Raw genomic sequence first — 13,934 nt, 5'->3', positions numbered from 1 at the left:
CATGCGTCCGGTGACCGACAGGGACGGCACGGCGGCACCGCACGGCTCGGACTTCCTGCAGCTGCGGGCGGACGACGTGCCCGCGGACGGCAAGGCCGCCTGGCTCGCGCGGCAGGTACGGCAGGCGATCACCGACCGCCGGCTGACCGTGGGCAGCAGGCTCCCGGCCACCCGCCTGCTCGCCGCCGAACTGCGCGTCTCGCGGGGCGTGGTGACCGAGGCGTACCGCAGGCTCGCGGAGGACGGGCAGGTGGAGGGGCGCCGACGCGGCGGCACGGTGGTGGTCGCGACGCCCCCGCCGCCGCTGCCGCCCTACACCGAACAGCCGTCGCCTGTAAGGCCGTTCGTGAGCTCCCCCGACTCCCGGACCTTCGACGCGCTGCGCGCCGCCGACGCACGGATCGACCTCACCCCGGGCCGTCCCGACCTGTCCGCGTTCCCCCGCACGGCCTGGCTGCGCGCCGAACGGGCCGTGCTCGCCGAGCTGTCCAGCGCCGACCTCGGCTACGGCGATCCGCGCGGCGCGCCCCGGCTGCGCCGCGCGGTCGCCGACCGGCTGGCGCGCAGCCGGGGCATCGCGGTCGACCCGGACGGCGTCCTGATCGTGGCGGGCATCGCCCAGGCACTCACTCTGCTGCACCCGGTGCTGCGCGCGGACGGGATCACGGCGGTCGCGGTGGAGGAGCCCGGTTCGCTCGGCACCCGCCAGCACCTCACGCACGGCGGCCTGTCCACGCCGCCCGTCCCGGTCGACGCACACGGCCCTGACGTCACCGCCCTGCGCGCGACGGGCGCCCCGGCGGTGCTGCTCACCCCGGCGCACCAGTTCCCCACCGGCGTGGTGACCAGCGGGGAGCGCCGCCGCGAGCTGCTGCGGTGGGCGGCGGACGGCGGGCTGATCCTGGAGGACGACTACGACGCCGAGCACCGCTACGACCGCCCGCCGGTCCCGGCGCTGCGCTCCCTGCTCACCGACCGCCTCTGCTACATGGGCAGCGTCTCCAAACTGCTCGCCCCCGCCCTGCGGATCGGCTGGCTGCTTCCGCCCCGGCGGCACCTGGAGGCGCTGACCGACGCGAAACGCTTCACCGACCTGGGCAGTGCGGTGCTGCCCCAACTCGTCCTGGCCCGGCTGATGGAGACGGGGCAGCTGGAGCGGCATCTGCGGCTGCAGCGCGCCCGGCACGTCCGCCGCAGGGACGCGGTCATCGCCGCCGTCCGCGAGCACCTCCCGGGCGCGGCCGTGCACGGCGCGGCGGCCGGCCTGCACCTGACGGTGACGTACGCGCCGGACGTCCCCGACACCGAAGTGGCGTCCGCCGCCCTGGACTTGGGCGTCAAGTGCCATCCCCTCTCCTGGCACCGGCAGCTCCCCGGCAGCCCCGGCCTGGTCCTCGGGTACGCCGCCGACCCGCCCGGCACCCTCACGGAGGGCGTGGCGCTGCTGGGCAGGGCACTGCGCAGACTGGCCTGAACCGGCGCCTCGACCGAGCAAAAGCCTCTGAACTCCCTCAAGTTGCTTCACCGGCCGCCGCCGGGGTGCGTACGGTCGACAGTACGAGTACGGACGTACGGCGTACGGGCGTACGGGCGTACGGGCGTCGACGTGACGGCAGGACAGGGGAACGCTGTGTCGATGGAGCACATCGCCGTGATCGTCCTCGCGGTCGAGGTGGTCGTCATGGTGTCGGCGCGGGTCGGCACCGAGCGACGTCACTGGGCCCACGCCAAGGGACGCGGCCTCGCCCCGCACCCGCGCGAGGACCTCACCTTCGTTCCGGCGGCGCTGTACGGGATCGCCGCGGCGGCGATGGCGGTCGGCGCCCTCACGACGTCCGTCGAACCGACCCTCGACGCGCTCGCCACCGTCGCGATGTTCGGCGTGCTGCTTCCCGCGTTCACCGCGAACGCCGTGCTCCGGCTGTCCACGCGGGGCGGGCGCAGGGCCGTCACCCCGGCCCTGCGCGGCCTCGCGGCCACGGTCGCCGCGACGGGCGGCCTGGTGTCGGTCGGCCTGATCTGAGAACCGGGTCCGGCAGCGGCTCCGGACCCGCTATGATCCCTCGGTCAGCCTTTGGCGCGCCCCGGCAGGGCAGCCCAAAGGCTTTTTTCATGCCTTCCGACGACACCCACACCCCTGAAACCAAGCTCAGTTACCGATCCCTCCTCCGCAAGCCCGAGTTCGCCGGCCTGTACGCCGGGTTCACCCTCACCGTCGGCGCGAGCACCCTCTCCGGCTTCGCGCTCGGCACACTCGTCGACCGGTCGACCGGCTCCCCGCTCCTCACCGCCGTGAGCATGTACGGCGCGACCTTCGCGACGGTGCTCGGCGCGACCACGCTGATGTCGGTCGCGGACGGCAGCCGCCCGCGCCGCACCCTGGTCGCGCTCCAGTGCGTCGCCCTCGCGGGCGCCTGCGCACAGGCGGCCCCCGGCATGCCGCTCGCCGCCCGCTTCGCCCTGCTCCTGCTGCTCGGCTTCTTCCAGTCCCTCAACACGGGGACGCGCATGGGCCTGCTCGCCGAGGTGGTGCCCGCCTCCGCGTACGTCCCGGCCCGCTCGCTGATGAACATCACCGCGGGCGGCACCTCCGTCCTCGGGTTCGCGCTCGGCGCGGTGCTCCTGCGTCACCTCACCCCGCAGGGCCTGTTCCTCGCGGCGGCCGGACTGACGGCGGCGGCTCTCGCCGTGACGGCGGCGACCGTACGGGAACGCTCCATCCGCCCGCCCCGCCGCCCCGGCCTGCGCGAGACGTGGACGACCAACGCGGCCCTCCTGTCCCGTGGCGGACCGCGCGCCCTGCTCCTCAATCTGTGGGTGCCCAACGGCCTGATCGTCGGCTGCGAGGCGCTGTTCATCCCGTACGCCCAGGAGGACGCCGGCCTTCTGCTGGCCGCCGCGTCCGCGGGCATGCTCCTCGGCGACCTGACCGTCGGCCGCCTGCTCTCCGCCGAGTGGCGCCGCCGCTGCGCGTTCCCGCTCCGGCTGCTGCTCGCGGCGCCTTACCTCCTCTTCGCCCTGCACCCGCCGACGGCCGTGGCGGCGGTCGCCGTGTTCGCGGCGAGCGCGGGCTTCGCGGCCACGCTCCCCCTCCAGGAACGGCTCCTCGCCCTCACGCCGGAGCGGGTGCGCGGCCAGGTGCAGGGCGTGGAGTCGGCGGGCCGGATGACCTGGCAGGGCATCGGCGCGGCGGTCGCGGGCGGGACGGCGCAGGTGTTCTCGCCGACGGTGACGATCGCGGCGCTGGCGGCGGTGTCGGTGTGCGTCACGGTGGCCTCGCGCCGGTACGTGAACCGGACCCGCGCCTTGAAGGTCGCCTGATATGTGCCCGATCGGTAACAACACGGCTGGAGGGGGCCGGCGGGCAACCGCGGGCCACGGGATCCACGTGTTCGTACGCACCACACGTAGCCGTCCGACCACGGGGAGACACAGATGAGGACCGCAGCCCGCAGAGCCCACAGCACCTGGAAGCCGTACGCCGTCGGCGCGGCGGTCGCCGCCGCGCTGCTGGCGACCACGGCGTGCGAGGGCGACTCCGACGAGGGCGGACCGGTACCTCCGTCCGCCTCGGCGAGCCAGAGCCAGAGCCAGGCGACGCCCCCGGCCCCGGACGACGACGCGTCCGAGGCCCCGACGGACGGGGACGACGCCGTGGGCACGGACCTCTGCACGATGAAGGACCTCACCTTCACCGCGTCGAAGTACGGCGAGAGGGGCGAGCCGGCCCGGCACATCATGGTGGTCGCGACCAACGGGAGCGACAAGGCGTGCGAGATCCAGAACGCCCCGGAGATCATGCTGGGCGACGCGCAGGGTCCGGCGCCGGTCATGGAGGGCACGGAAGCCGACGAGCCGTTCACGCTCGCCCCCGGCGAGAAGGCGTACGCGGGTGTGCTCGCGACCGGCGGGAACCGGGACACCTACGAGGTGACGTTCATGACGCTCACCCTCGGCAGCCCGGGCGGGGAGGCGGAGGCGGAGGAGCCGGTCGAACTGGAGATGCCGACGGAGGGCTCGTTCCAGGCGGACGACGGCCAGCGGGTCACCGGCTGGCAGCCCACGGAGGGCCTCGCGATGCGCCCGGTCACCCAGTCCTGACCTCCGGTTGTCGGTGTGCGCGACTACGGTTCCGCGCATGACCGACACCACCGGCGACGACCGCCGCCTCCCGCCCGCCCTGGCCGAACTGGCCCGCACCCCGATCGACTACGCGGACGGAAAGGGCATCGACTTCGAGCCGTACGAGGAGTTCTGCTCGGCGGAGGAGACCACGGCCTGGGTGCGGGACTGGACGGGGAGACCGGAGGCGGACGGTTCCACCCTCCGCATCTTCGGCCAGGACGGCTCAGGCGGCCTCGCCGCGCTGTGGCAGGCCCGCCCCGGCCGGCCTCTCACCGAGCAGCCCGTGGTCTTCCTCGGCTCGGAGGGCCAGTGCGGGGTCGTCGCCGGCAACCTCTCCGACTTCCTGTGGCTGCTCGCCGACGGCATCGGCCCCTGGGAGGCGGTCGTCCTCGACGACGACACCCCGAACCCCGCGGGCGCGCTCCCGGACCTGGCCGCCCACCACGCCTCCACCCCGCGCCGTGAGCCCCGCACGATCAAGGCGGCGGCCCGCGCGGAGTTCCCGGACTTCCCGTCCTTCATCGGTGATCTGCGCCTGTGATCACGTCTCCGTGGACATGCCCGCCGGCTGAAGGACCGTGGCGAGTGACGTACCGCCCATGTCACGCCGCTGGACCGTGCCGGGCGCGGCACGGATGTCGCCGCGCGTTCGCCGGTCTGTCACAGGCGTGTACGGGCAGGCGGCCAGGCGAAACGGAGGGGTGGGCGGAGCGGTTCTAGATGAGCGGGACGTCGTACTGACGCCCTGTCACCCAGGACACCGCCGCCGCCGCTTCCGGAGGAAACCACCATGCGCGCCACCAAGCTCACCGTCGCCGCCCTGGCCGTCGTCGCGGGCCTGTCGCTCACGGCCTGCGAGAACGGCGAGGACATCGCCGCGGACCCAAAGCCGGCCGCCTCGTCCCCCGCCGAGGCCGCCACAGGAGGCGGCGGCGACACGGACAAGGGCCAGGAGGGCTCGGCCGCTGGGACCGGCAGCAACGAGGACCGCACGGTGGACGACTGCCGTACCGACGAGCTGGAGGTCTCCGCCGAGAACGTCACCATCGACGGCGACACCGTGGGCACCGTCGCGGTGACCTTCACCAACGGCGGCGGCCGCGACTGCACGCTGACCGGTTACGCGGGCGTCGACCTGAAGACGAACGCGGGTTCGCTCTCCGCGGAGCGCACCGGCGAGGAGGCCCCCTCGGTCGTGCTCAAGGACGGCAAGTCGGTGTCGTTCGCCGTCACCTACCCGGTCAACGACTCCGGCGGCTCCGGCGTCGACGTCACGGGCCTTGTCGTCACCCCGCCGAACGAGACCAAGTCCGTCACCCTCGACTGGCCGGGCACGTCCCTTCCCGTCACGGACGGCTCGGGCACCCAGGTGAAGGTCGGCCCGATCGGCAGTGCGGGCCAGGGCGGCTGAACGGTCCGGCTTCACGCCGCTCTGACGGTCCTGGTCCCCTCCGCTGTCGCCTGCCCGTACCGGCAGTCGCGGCAGCGGCCCGGCTCCGGTGCGCGGAAGACCCGCTCGCAGCCGTCGCACTCCTGGAAGGGATGCGGTCGGTGGACACCGGCCGTGACCGGTGGAGGTTCCGGGGCCGCGGGAAGGGGCGGTGGCAGCAGCTCTCGCAGGCGGTAGGCGAGCACGCCCGCGGGGTGCTTCATGGTGACGGGCAGGTCGGCGGTCAAGGTGCGGAGCACGGCCGCCGGGGCGGCGCCCCGTTCGAGCCAGTCGACGACGGCCGGGGCCAGTCTGTGCACGTCCCGCAGCGACAGGGTGAGCCGCTCGTCGGCACGCCGCAGACCCGCGAGCAGCGTGACCGCCTTCTCGTGAAGGGGCCCACGAGGCGCGGGTGCCTCCGGCGGTTCCACAGGAGGCGCGACCACGTCAGGCTCCACGGCGGCAGCCTTCTCGGACGGCACCACCACCTCACAGGGCGCTTGGTCACCCTCCTGGGCCGTCTCGTCACGACCGGCGTCGGCCACGGCATCACGCGTACGCGCGCGGCCACCCACGGGACGCCGCTCGATCCCGGTGACACCGGCGGACGCCGCGTCCACCGGCGCGTGGTGGGCGTACGTACGCGTCACGAGCTGACCGTCCTCCGTGCGCTCGCGGACGCGCCGCAGGTACCCGTGCGCCTCCAACTCCCGCAAGGCGAAGGCGATCCGGTCCCGCCCTTCGGGGAAGCGCTCGGTGAGGCTGCGGATGTCCACCGGGGTGCTCTCGGGCACCGAGAAGATGTGGGTCGCCAGTCCGATCGCGGTCAGCGACAACTCGCGGTGCTGGGCGAGGTGGTTGCCGACGACGACGTACTGCCCGGACTGGTACGTACGTACGTGTGTGACACCGGACGGGGTGGTGGATCGTCGAACACCCTGAATCGGGCGCGGGGCAGCACTAAGCTTCTGCTCAGCCATGGGGAAGGGTTCGCTTCCTCTGTGGTCAGGCCCTCGCCCGGGAGTGCTAGTCCCGGCGGGGGCCGACGTCTGTACGGGGTTGTGCGAGCGCCGAGTTGATCCGGCCCTCTGCGCCGAGAGTGCCCGCCCGCACCACCGCCGCGCCAGCCAGTTCGACACGTTTCACCCGGCCGAGTGATCAACACGAGGTTTGGTGGGGTTGGTTGGTTTTTACCCTAGGTACTTAGGTCTTTTTACGTCCCGAAGCCCCGCCCGCCGGACCACCGGATCCCGCCTCGCCCGGCTCCGGCACACCGCCCTCGCGACGGCGGGCCGCCTGGCAGGTGACCAGCCCGTTCCCCCCGCGTTGATCGGGCAAGGACGGCGCGACGGGAGGGCGGCGGGATGACCGGGTGGGAAGCGTGGCTGGACGACGAGGAGGCCGGGGCCGTCATGCGGACGGTCGTACGACAGCTCAAGCTGTGGCGCGAGGCGGCCGGCCTCACCCAGGCGGAGTTCGGCGCGGCCATCGGCTACGGCGAGGAACTGGTCTCCTCGGTGGAGCGGGGGCGGCGCATTCCCGCCCTGAATATCTGGACGCGGCGGACGATGCGCTCGGCGCCGACGGCAAGATCTCCGCGATGAAGAAGGACGTCGCGGAGATCAGGTACCCCAAGACCGTGCGGGACCTGAAGAAGCTGGAGGCGGAGGCCGTTGAGCTCGCCGCCTACAACAACTCCGTGATCCACGGACTGTTGCAGACACCGGAGTACGCCCGGGCGGTCTTCAGCGCCCGTCGGCCACCGTTCACGGCGGACGAACTCGACCAACGGCTGTCCGCCCGCGTCGCACGCCAGGAGATCGTCAGTGAGACGGCGAGCCGACCACTTTTCAGCTTCGTCCAGTGCGAGTCGACACTTCGCCGGCCCCTCGGGGGCAGGATGGTCATGCGCGGGCAGCTCGAACGCCTGTTGGCTGTCGGCGGGTTCCCGAACGTCGACCTCCAGGTACTCCCGCTGAGCCACGAGGAGAACCCGGGCCTCGCCGGGTCGTTCCGGCTGCTGAGGCTGAGGGACGGCACGACGGTCGGGCATCTGGAGGTGCAGCACATCAGCCGTGTGATCGCCGACCCGAAGGAAGTACAGCTTCTCGAGATGCGTTACGGAGCCATCCGGGCGCAGGCTCTCAGCCCGCGAGAATCACTGGCCCTCATCGAGAAAGTGCTGGGAGAGACATGACCCCGAAGGCGGAGACCCCTCTCGTGTGGACGAAGAGCAGCTACAGCACGGACGAGGGCCCCGACTGCGTCGAGGTGGCCACCGCCCCCGCGAGGGTCCTCGTCCGCGACTCCAAGACCCCCCACGGCCCTCACCTCACCCTCACCCCCACTGCGTGGGCGGCCTTCATCGAGACGATGCACCCGGCGTGGACCAAGAGCAGCTACAGCTCCGACGACGGACCCTCCTGCGTCGAAGCCGCCGCGACCCCCAACCACATCCTCGTCCGCGACTCCAAGACCCCCCACGGCCCTCGCCTCACCCTCACCCCCACCGCCTGGGCGACTTTCCTCCCCTACGCCTCGCGCACGCGATGACCACCCGCCTCCCCCTGGACGAGCAGCTCGCCGCGCTGCAGGACACCCCTCGAGAGGTGCACGCGAGCCTCGTTGCGGACCTCCACCTCGGCGGGGAGGTCCGCGAAGACGTCCGCCGCGGCGCGGATCAGCCGCGATCGACAGCTTCGCCGCGACCACCTGCTGTCTGGGCGTCCGACTCACGCCCGACGGCCGGTGGCGGGTGTACGCGCCGCACGGGCTGTCCGACGTGTTCGGGCTCGTCGTACGGCCCAACCCCGTCCTCGCGCCCCGTGCCGTGTACGAGGCGAAGACCGCGCGCTGGCGGCGGCAGTGGCCTGAGCTGACCGTGCTGGAGTGGCCCACGGCATGAGACGACGGCGGGGCGTGTCCGCAGACACGCCCCGCCGTCACAGACCCCGGGTCACCTCACGCCCTCACGTCGTGGAACGACGCCTCCGCGCCCCCGGCCGCCGCTCACTGGGCCGGGTGACCGGGTCACCCGCCTCCAGCGCGGCCAGCCGGCGCCGCGCGCCGAAGTCCGCGAGAGCTTCCGCCAGCTTGTGGACCGACGGCTCGGGAGCCATCACGTCCACCCGCAGGCCGTGCTCCTCGGCCGTCTTGGCCGTGGCCGGGCCGATACAGGCGATCACCGTCACGTTGTGCGGCTTGCCGGCGATGCCGACCAGGTTCCGGACCGTCGACGACGAGGTGAACAGCACCGCGTCGAAGCCGCCGCCCTTGATCGCCTCACGGGTCTCCGCCGGCGGAGGCGACGCGCGCACGGTGCGGTACGCCGTGACGTCGTCGACCTCCCAGCCCAGCTCGATGAGCCCCGCGACCAGCGTCTCGGTGGCGATGTCGGCGCGCGGCAGGAAGACGCGGTCGATCGGGTCAAAGACCGGGTCGTACGGCGGCCAGTCCTCCAGCAGGCCCGCGGCCGACTGCTCGCCGCTCGGCACCAGGTCCGGCTTCACGCCGAAGGCGATCAGCGCGTTGGCGGTCTGCTCGCCCACCGCCGCGACCTTGATCCCGGCGAAGGCACGGGCGTCGAGCCCGTACTCCTCGAACTTCTCACGGACCGCCTTGACCGCGTTGACCGAGGTGAAGGCGATCCACTCGTAGCGGCCGGTGACCAGGCCCTTGACCGCGCGCTCCATCTGCTGGGGCGTGCGCGGCGGCTCGACCGCGATGGTCGGCACCTCGTGCGGCACGGCCCCGTAGGACCGCAGCTGGTCGGAGAGCGACGCCGCCTGCTCCTTGGTGCGCGGCACGAGCACCTTCCAGCCGAACAGCGGCTTGGACTCGAACCACGCCAGCCGGTCCCGCTGGGCGGCGGCGGAACGCTCACCGACCACGGCTATCACCGGGCGGCCGCCCTCCGGGGAGGGCAGCACCTTCGCCTGCTTCAGCGTCTGCGCGATCGTGCCGAGCGTCGCCGTCCAGGTGCGCTGGCGGGTCGTGGTGCCCGCGACGGTCACCGTCAGCGGGGTGTCGGGCTTACGTCCGGCGGACACCAGTTCGCCCGCGGCGGCGGCCACCGAGTCCAGCGTGGTGGAGACGACCACCGTGCCGTCGGAGGCGCCGACCTCCGTCCAGCACCGGTCGGACGCCGTCCGCGCGTCGACGAACCGCACGTCCGTGCCCTGCGCGTCCCGCAGCGGCACACCGGCGTACGCGGGCACGCCGACCGCGGTGGCGACACCGGGCACGACCTCGAACGGCACCCCGGCCGAGGCGCACGCCAGCATCTCCTCGGCGGCGTACGCGTCGAGTCCCGGGTCGCCGGACACCGCACGGACGACCCGCCTGCCGCCCCGCGCGGCCTCCATGACAAGATGTGCGGCATCCCTATTCGCGGGGACACCGGCGGTTGTTGACGCGCCGTCAACGACCGTCAGCTGGGGCGTGCCCGTGCCCGGCGTGGACGACGCAGTGGTGTCCGCGTCCGTGTGCACCTCGGCGACGCCCTGCCTGGCGTGCGTCCGTACGACATCGAGCACGTCGTGCTCGGCGACGAGGACGTCCGCGTTCGCCAGGGCCTCCACGGCGCGCAGGGTCAGCAGTCCCGGATCCCCGGGTCCGGCACCGAGGAAGGTGACGTGCCCTTGTTCCGGAGGGGCGGGAAGAGTGGTGGGGCTCAAAGTGCTCGCTCCCCCATCAGACCGGCCGCGCCCTGCGCAAGCATCTCGGTGGCGAGTTCGCGACCGAGCGCCGTCGCCGCCTCGTGCGTCTCGGGCACGGGACCGGTGGTGGACAACTGCACCAGCGTGGAACCGTCGGTCGAACCGACGACGCCCCGCAGGCGCATTTCCTTGACAATCTGCCCGTCGGTCAGAATGTCGGCGAGCGCCCCCACGGGTGCGCTGCAGCCGGCCTCCAGAGCGGCGAGCAGGGACCGCTCGGCCGTCACGGCGGCCCGCGTGAGCGGGTCGTCGAGCTGGGCGAGCGCGGCGATGAGGTCCGCGTTGTCCGCGGTGGTCTCGACCGCCAGTGCCCCCTGGCCGGGGGCGGGCAGAATCGTGTCGACCGACAGGAAGTCGGTCACCTCGTCGCTGCGGCCGACCCGGTTGAGCCCGGCGGCCGCCAGCACGACCGCGTCCAGGTCGCCCTTGGTGACGTACCCGATGCGGGTGTCGACGTTGCCCCGGATCGGGACCGTCTCGAAGTCCAGGCCGTGCGTGCGCGCGTACGCGTTCAGCTGCGCCATGCGGCGCGGCGAACCGGTACCGATGCGCGCCCCGCGCGGCAGGTCGGTGAGCTTCAGCGCGTCCCGCGCGATGATCACGTCCCGCGGGTCCTCCCGTACCGGGATCGCCGCCACGACCAGCTCGTCGGGCTGGGTGGTCGGCAGGTCCTTGAGGGAGTGCACCGCGAAGTCCACCTCGCCGCGCGCCAGGGCCTCCCGCAGCGCGGCAACGAAGACGCCCGTGCCGCCGATCTGCGCGAGGTGCTCGCGCGAGACGTCGCCGTACGTGGTGATCTCGACGAGCTCGACGGGCCGTCCGGTCACCTGGCTCACGGCATCCGCCACCTGCCCGGACTGGGCCATGGCGAGCTTGCTCCGCCTGGTCCCCAGCCTCAGTGCCTTCTCAGTCATCCCGGCCCTCGGTTCTCTGCGTTCTTCTCGGTGCTTTCCTCGGCGCGGGAGACGGAGGCCACCGTCTCGGGGTCGAGGTCGAACAGGGTGCGCAGCGCGTCCGCGTACCCGGCTCCGCCGGGCTCGGCCGCGAGCTGCTTGACCCGGACCGTCGGGGCGTGCAGCAGCTTGTCGACCACCCGTCGCACGGTCTGGGTGATCTCCGCGCGGTGCTTGTCGTCCAGGCCGGGGAGCCGCCCCTCCAGGCGGGCCATCTCTCCGGCCACCACGTCGGCCGCCATGGTCCGCAGGGCGACGACGGTCGGCGTGATGTGCGCCGCCCGCTGTGCCGCCCCGAACGCGGCGACCTCGTCGGAGACGATACGCCGGACCTGGTCCACATCGGCAGCCATCGGAGCGTCCGCGGAGGCCTCCGCGAGCGATTCGATGTCCACGAGCCGCACGCCGGGCAGGCGGTGCGCCGCCGCGTCGACGTCCCGCGGCATGGCGAGGTCCAGCAGGAAGAGCACGGGCTCGGGGCGCTGCGGCACGTCGACCGCCTCGGGCCGACGGCGCTCGGGGATGCGGCCGATCGCGGACGCGGCCGCGGCGAGCGCGCCGATGACCTCGGCGTCCGCCTCGGGGCCGGTGCCGCGTGCGGCGTCCCGGCGGTCGACGGCGGAGCCCGCCGCCCACGCGCCGTGCTGCTCCAGCGTGGCCGCGTCCATCCCGGCGACGGCCGCCTCCCCCATCACGGAGAAGCCGGGCCGCACCGTGGGCAGGTCCACCGGGCAGCCGTCCTCGGCGGAGGGCTGCGCGGGCGGGGCGCTCTCGCGGGCGTCCTCCTCGGCGACGGCGTCGAGGTCGACGACCGGCGCCGCCTCGACGCGTCCCTCGACGCCCGCGGCCACCATGTCGGCGGTCAGCACCAGGCCGGTCGCGCCCGTGCAGGAAACGACCACATCGGCACGTGTCAGCTCGAACGGCACCGATGTCATCGGGACCGCGCGGGCCGCCACGTCCGTGGCGTCGCCCTCGGTGAGGATCCGCACCAGCCGCTCGGCGCGGTCGGGCGTGCGGTTCGCGACCACGACCTCGGCGACCCCGGCGCGCGCGAGCGTGGCCGCGGACAGCGAGGACATCGACCCGGCGCCTATGACGAGGGCCTTCTTGCCGCGGGCCCAGGTCTCGACGGGGGTGCCGAGCGCGAGCTGTTCCAGGCCGAAGGTGACCAGGGACTGCCCGGCGCGGTCGATGCCGGTCTCGGAGTGGGCGCGCTTGCCGACCCGCAGCGCCTGCTGGAACAGGTCGTTCAGCAGCCGTCCTGCGGTGTGCGTCTCCTGGGCGCGGGCCAGCGAGTCCTTGATCTGGCCGAGGATCTGACCCTCGCCCACGACCATCGAGTCCAGTCCGCAGGCCACCGAGAACATGTGGTGGACGGCGCGGTCCTCGTAGTGCACATAAAGATAAGGAGTGAGCTCCTCCAGGCCGACCCCGCTGTGCTGGGCGAGCAGCGTGGACAGCTCGGCGACACCGGCGTGGAACTTGTCCACGTCGGCGTACAGCTCGATGCGGTTGCAGGTGGCGAGGACCGCGCCCTCGGAGGCGGGCTCCGCGGCGACCGTGTCCTGCAGCAGCTTGGTCTGCGCCTCCACGCTCAGCGACGCCCGCTCCAGCACGCTGACCGGGGCGCTGCGGTGGCTCAGTCCGACGACGAGAAGGCTCATGCCGGCATCACGGCGGGTACGTCCCCGTCGGGCCCCTGGTCGGTGGCGGAGTCCTGGCGCTTGGCGGCGACGGCGCTGTTGGTGGTGCCGGCGGCCTGCGCGGGGGCGCCGTCGGCGGCGGCCTCCTCACCGGCTTTGCGCTGCTCGTGGAAGGCGAGGATCTGCAGCTCGATGGAGAGGTCCACCTTGCGCACGTCGACGCCGTCCGGGACGGTCAGCACGGTCGGCGCGAAGTTCAGGATGGAGGTGACGCCGGCGGCGACGAGCCGGTCGCAGACCTGCTGGGCGGCGCCGGCCGGGGTGGCGATGACGCCGATGGACACGCCGTTGTCCCGGATGATCGCCTCGAGCTCGTCGGTGTGCTGCACGGGGATGCCGGCGACGGGCTTCCCGGCCATCGCGGGATCGGCGTCGATCAGCGCGGCGACCCGGAAACCACGGGAGGCGAACCCGCCGTAGTTGGCGAGGGCGGCGCCGAGGTTACCGATACCGACGATCACAACCGGCCAGTCCTGGGTGAGGCCCAGTTCGCGGGAGATCTGGTACACGAGATACTCGACGTCGTAGCCGACGCCCCGGGTGCCGTAGGAGCCCAGGTAGGAGAAGTCCTTGCGCAGCTTCGCGGAGTTGACACCCGCGGCGGCCGCCAGCTCCTCCGAGGAGACCGTGGGCACCGAGCGCTCGGAGAGCGCGGTCAGGGCGCGGAGGTACAGCGGAAGCCGGGCGACGGTGGCCTCGGGAATCCCTCGGCTACGGGTCGCCGGTCGGTGAGTTCGGCCAGTTGCCACGGTGCTCCTGCGGGTAGAGCGGGGCTTCAGGCGGTCATACGTCCCCGGACCGCCCCGTCGAATGCAGGCTATGTCTTTGTGAACGCGTGCACAAAGATTGTGTCCGATTTGCCCGGCCAACGTGACCGGGGTCACGCGCCCCCGGCGCACGCACGGGGAACCGGCGCGCCTGCACCGCCGTCCCTTAGCTTCTAGGGGCAAAACCGCACACTCTCCTCTGTGAATCCCGCCCCCGAGACCAAGTCACCATCGAT

The 13,934-nt window shown here is 72.9% G+C and carries 12 protein-coding genes and 2 pseudogenes; 9 read left to right on the top strand and 5 right to left on the bottom strand.

The features are described 5' to 3' along the window. Position 1: 1 nt before the first annotated feature. The 6 genes from ACQZOG_RS16530 to ACQZOG_RS16505 all read left to right on the top strand — a co-directional run bounded on the left by ACQZOG_RS16530 (position 2) and on the right by ACQZOG_RS16505 (position 5,536). Entirely contained in the window at positions 2 to 1,474 is a 1,473-nt protein-coding gene (locus tag ACQZOG_RS16530; RefSeq protein ID WP_430741589.1) for a PLP-dependent aminotransferase family protein, read from the top strand. A 162-nt stretch (positions 1,475 to 1,636) separates the two neighbouring features. Next, the gene (locus tag ACQZOG_RS16525) at positions 1,637 to 2,023 is read left to right on the top strand and encodes a hypothetical protein (RefSeq protein WP_387787225.1); all 387 of its coding nucleotides are present in this window, start codon (positions 1,637 to 1,639) and stop codon (positions 2,021 to 2,023) included. 89 nt (positions 2,024 to 2,112) lie between these two features. Beyond that, a complete protein-coding gene (locus ACQZOG_RS16520) occupies positions 2,113 to 3,321 on the top strand; it encodes a hypothetical protein (RefSeq protein WP_193456005.1) in 1,209 nt (402 codons plus the stop codon). 114 nt (positions 3,322 to 3,435) lie between these two features. Further along, positions 3,436 to 4,101 (top strand): DUF4232 domain-containing protein, encoded by a 666-nt coding sequence (locus ACQZOG_RS16515; RefSeq protein WP_430741588.1) that lies wholly within the window; start codon positions 3,436 to 3,438, stop codon positions 4,099 to 4,101. A 37-nt stretch (positions 4,102 to 4,138) separates the two neighbouring features. Continuing rightward, positions 4,139 to 4,666 carry an SMI1/KNR4 family protein gene (locus tag ACQZOG_RS16510; RefSeq protein WP_430741587.1) on the top strand — a complete coding sequence of 176 codons (528 nt, stop codon included), beginning with the start codon at positions 4,139 to 4,141 and terminating at the stop codon, positions 4,664 to 4,666. A gap of 249 nt (positions 4,667 to 4,915) precedes the next feature. Further along, positions 4,916 to 5,536, top strand: coding sequence for a DUF4232 domain-containing protein (locus ACQZOG_RS16505; protein WP_430741586.1), 621 nt, complete (start codon positions 4,916 to 4,918; stop codon positions 5,534 to 5,536). Positions 5,537 to 5,547: 11 nt separating this feature from the next. Here ACQZOG_RS16505 and ACQZOG_RS16500 read toward each other — a convergent pair whose 3' ends face one another. Continuing rightward, positions 5,548 to 6,534 carry a helix-turn-helix domain-containing protein gene (locus ACQZOG_RS16500; protein ID WP_430741585.1) on the bottom strand — a complete coding sequence of 329 codons (987 nt, stop codon included), beginning with the start codon at positions 6,532 to 6,534 and terminating at the stop codon, positions 5,548 to 5,550. 384 nt (positions 6,535 to 6,918) lie between these two features. On the opposite strand from ACQZOG_RS16500, the pseudogene ACQZOG_RS16495 reads away from it, so the two are divergent. The 3 genes and pseudogenes from ACQZOG_RS16495 to ACQZOG_RS16485 form a co-directional block, all read left to right on the top strand. Beyond that, positions 6,919 to 7,751: pseudogene (locus ACQZOG_RS16495) on the top strand (helix-turn-helix domain-containing protein). Next, positions 7,748 to 8,107 (top strand): DUF397 domain-containing protein, encoded by a 360-nt coding sequence (locus ACQZOG_RS16490; protein WP_430741584.1) that lies wholly within the window; start codon positions 7,748 to 7,750, stop codon positions 8,105 to 8,107. The pseudogene ACQZOG_RS16495 and the gene ACQZOG_RS16490 overlap by 4 nt, the downstream one beginning before the upstream one ends. A gap of 127 nt (positions 8,108 to 8,234) precedes the next feature. Next, positions 8,235 to 8,459, top strand: a pseudogene (locus ACQZOG_RS16485) (nucleotidyltransferase family protein); the annotation flags it as partial. Positions 8,460 to 8,523: 64 nt separating this feature from the next. On the opposite strand, the gene ACQZOG_RS16480 reads toward ACQZOG_RS16485, so the two are convergent. From ACQZOG_RS16480 to ACQZOG_RS16465, 4 genes are read right to left on the bottom strand one after another with little or no spacing between them, the layout of a single operon-like run. Next, positions 8,524 to 10,230 carry a uroporphyrinogen-III synthase gene (locus tag ACQZOG_RS16480; RefSeq protein WP_037640928.1) on the bottom strand — a complete coding sequence of 569 codons (1,707 nt, stop codon included), beginning with the start codon at positions 10,228 to 10,230 and terminating at the stop codon, positions 8,524 to 8,526. After that, positions 10,227 to 11,186 carry a hydroxymethylbilane synthase gene (gene hemC, locus ACQZOG_RS16475; RefSeq protein WP_033272638.1) on the bottom strand — a complete coding sequence of 320 codons (960 nt, stop codon included), beginning with the start codon at positions 11,184 to 11,186 and terminating at the stop codon, positions 10,227 to 10,229. The genes ACQZOG_RS16480 and hemC overlap by 4 nt, the downstream gene beginning before the upstream one ends. Then, positions 11,183 to 12,892 carry a glutamyl-tRNA reductase gene (locus ACQZOG_RS16470; protein ID WP_403257536.1) on the bottom strand — a complete coding sequence of 570 codons (1,710 nt, stop codon included), beginning with the start codon at positions 12,890 to 12,892 and terminating at the stop codon, positions 11,183 to 11,185. The genes hemC and ACQZOG_RS16470 overlap by 4 nt, the downstream gene beginning before the upstream one ends. Further along, entirely contained in the window at positions 12,889 to 13,680 is a 792-nt protein-coding gene (locus tag ACQZOG_RS16465; protein ID WP_033272640.1) for a redox-sensing transcriptional repressor Rex, read from the bottom strand. Before ACQZOG_RS16465 ends, ACQZOG_RS16470 begins: the two co-directional genes overlap by 4 nt. Positions 13,681 to 13,934: the final 254 nt, after the last annotated feature.

The sequence above is a fragment of the Streptomyces sp. P13-3-3 genome (genome assembly GCF_050571355.1).
Taxonomy (GTDB): Bacteria; Actinomycetota; Actinomycetes; order Streptomycetales; family Streptomycetaceae; genus Streptomyces; species Streptomyces althioticus.
Note: the sequence above shows the minus strand (reverse complement) of the source record. Positions and strands in the feature narration are given on the sequence as shown.

What these genes read in the sequence shown, in the direction of transcription:
- ACQZOG_RS16470 (WP_403257536.1), bottom strand. Translation starts at nt 12,892, where the DNA reads ATGAGCCTTCTCGTCGTCGGACTGAGCCACCGCAGCGCCCCGGTCAGC.
- ACQZOG_RS16500 (WP_430741585.1), bottom strand. Translation starts at nt 6,534, where the DNA reads ATGGCTGAGCAGAAGCTTAGTGCTGCCCCGCGCCCGATTCAGGGTGTT.
- ACQZOG_RS16515 (WP_430741588.1), top strand. Translation starts at nt 3,436, where the DNA reads ATGAGGACCGCAGCCCGCAGAGCCCACAGCACCTGGAAGCCGTACGCC.
- ACQZOG_RS16510 (WP_430741587.1), top strand. Translation starts at nt 4,139, where the DNA reads ATGACCGACACCACCGGCGACGACCGCCGCCTCCCGCCCGCCCTGGCC.
- ACQZOG_RS16520 (WP_193456005.1), top strand. Translation starts at nt 2,113, where the DNA reads ATGCCTTCCGACGACACCCACACCCCTGAAACCAAGCTCAGTTACCGA.
- ACQZOG_RS16525 (WP_387787225.1), top strand. Translation starts at nt 1,637, where the DNA reads ATGGAGCACATCGCCGTGATCGTCCTCGCGGTCGAGGTGGTCGTCATG.
- hemC (WP_033272638.1), bottom strand. Translation starts at nt 11,186, where the DNA reads ATGACTGAGAAGGCACTGAGGCTGGGGACCAGGCGGAGCAAGCTCGCC.
- ACQZOG_RS16490 (WP_430741584.1), top strand. Translation starts at nt 7,748, where the DNA reads ATGACCCCGAAGGCGGAGACCCCTCTCGTGTGGACGAAGAGCAGCTAC.
- ACQZOG_RS16530 (WP_430741589.1), top strand. Translation starts at nt 2, where the DNA reads ATGCGTCCGGTGACCGACAGGGACGGCACGGCGGCACCGCACGGCTCG.
- ACQZOG_RS16505 (WP_430741586.1), top strand. Translation starts at nt 4,916, where the DNA reads ATGCGCGCCACCAAGCTCACCGTCGCCGCCCTGGCCGTCGTCGCGGGC.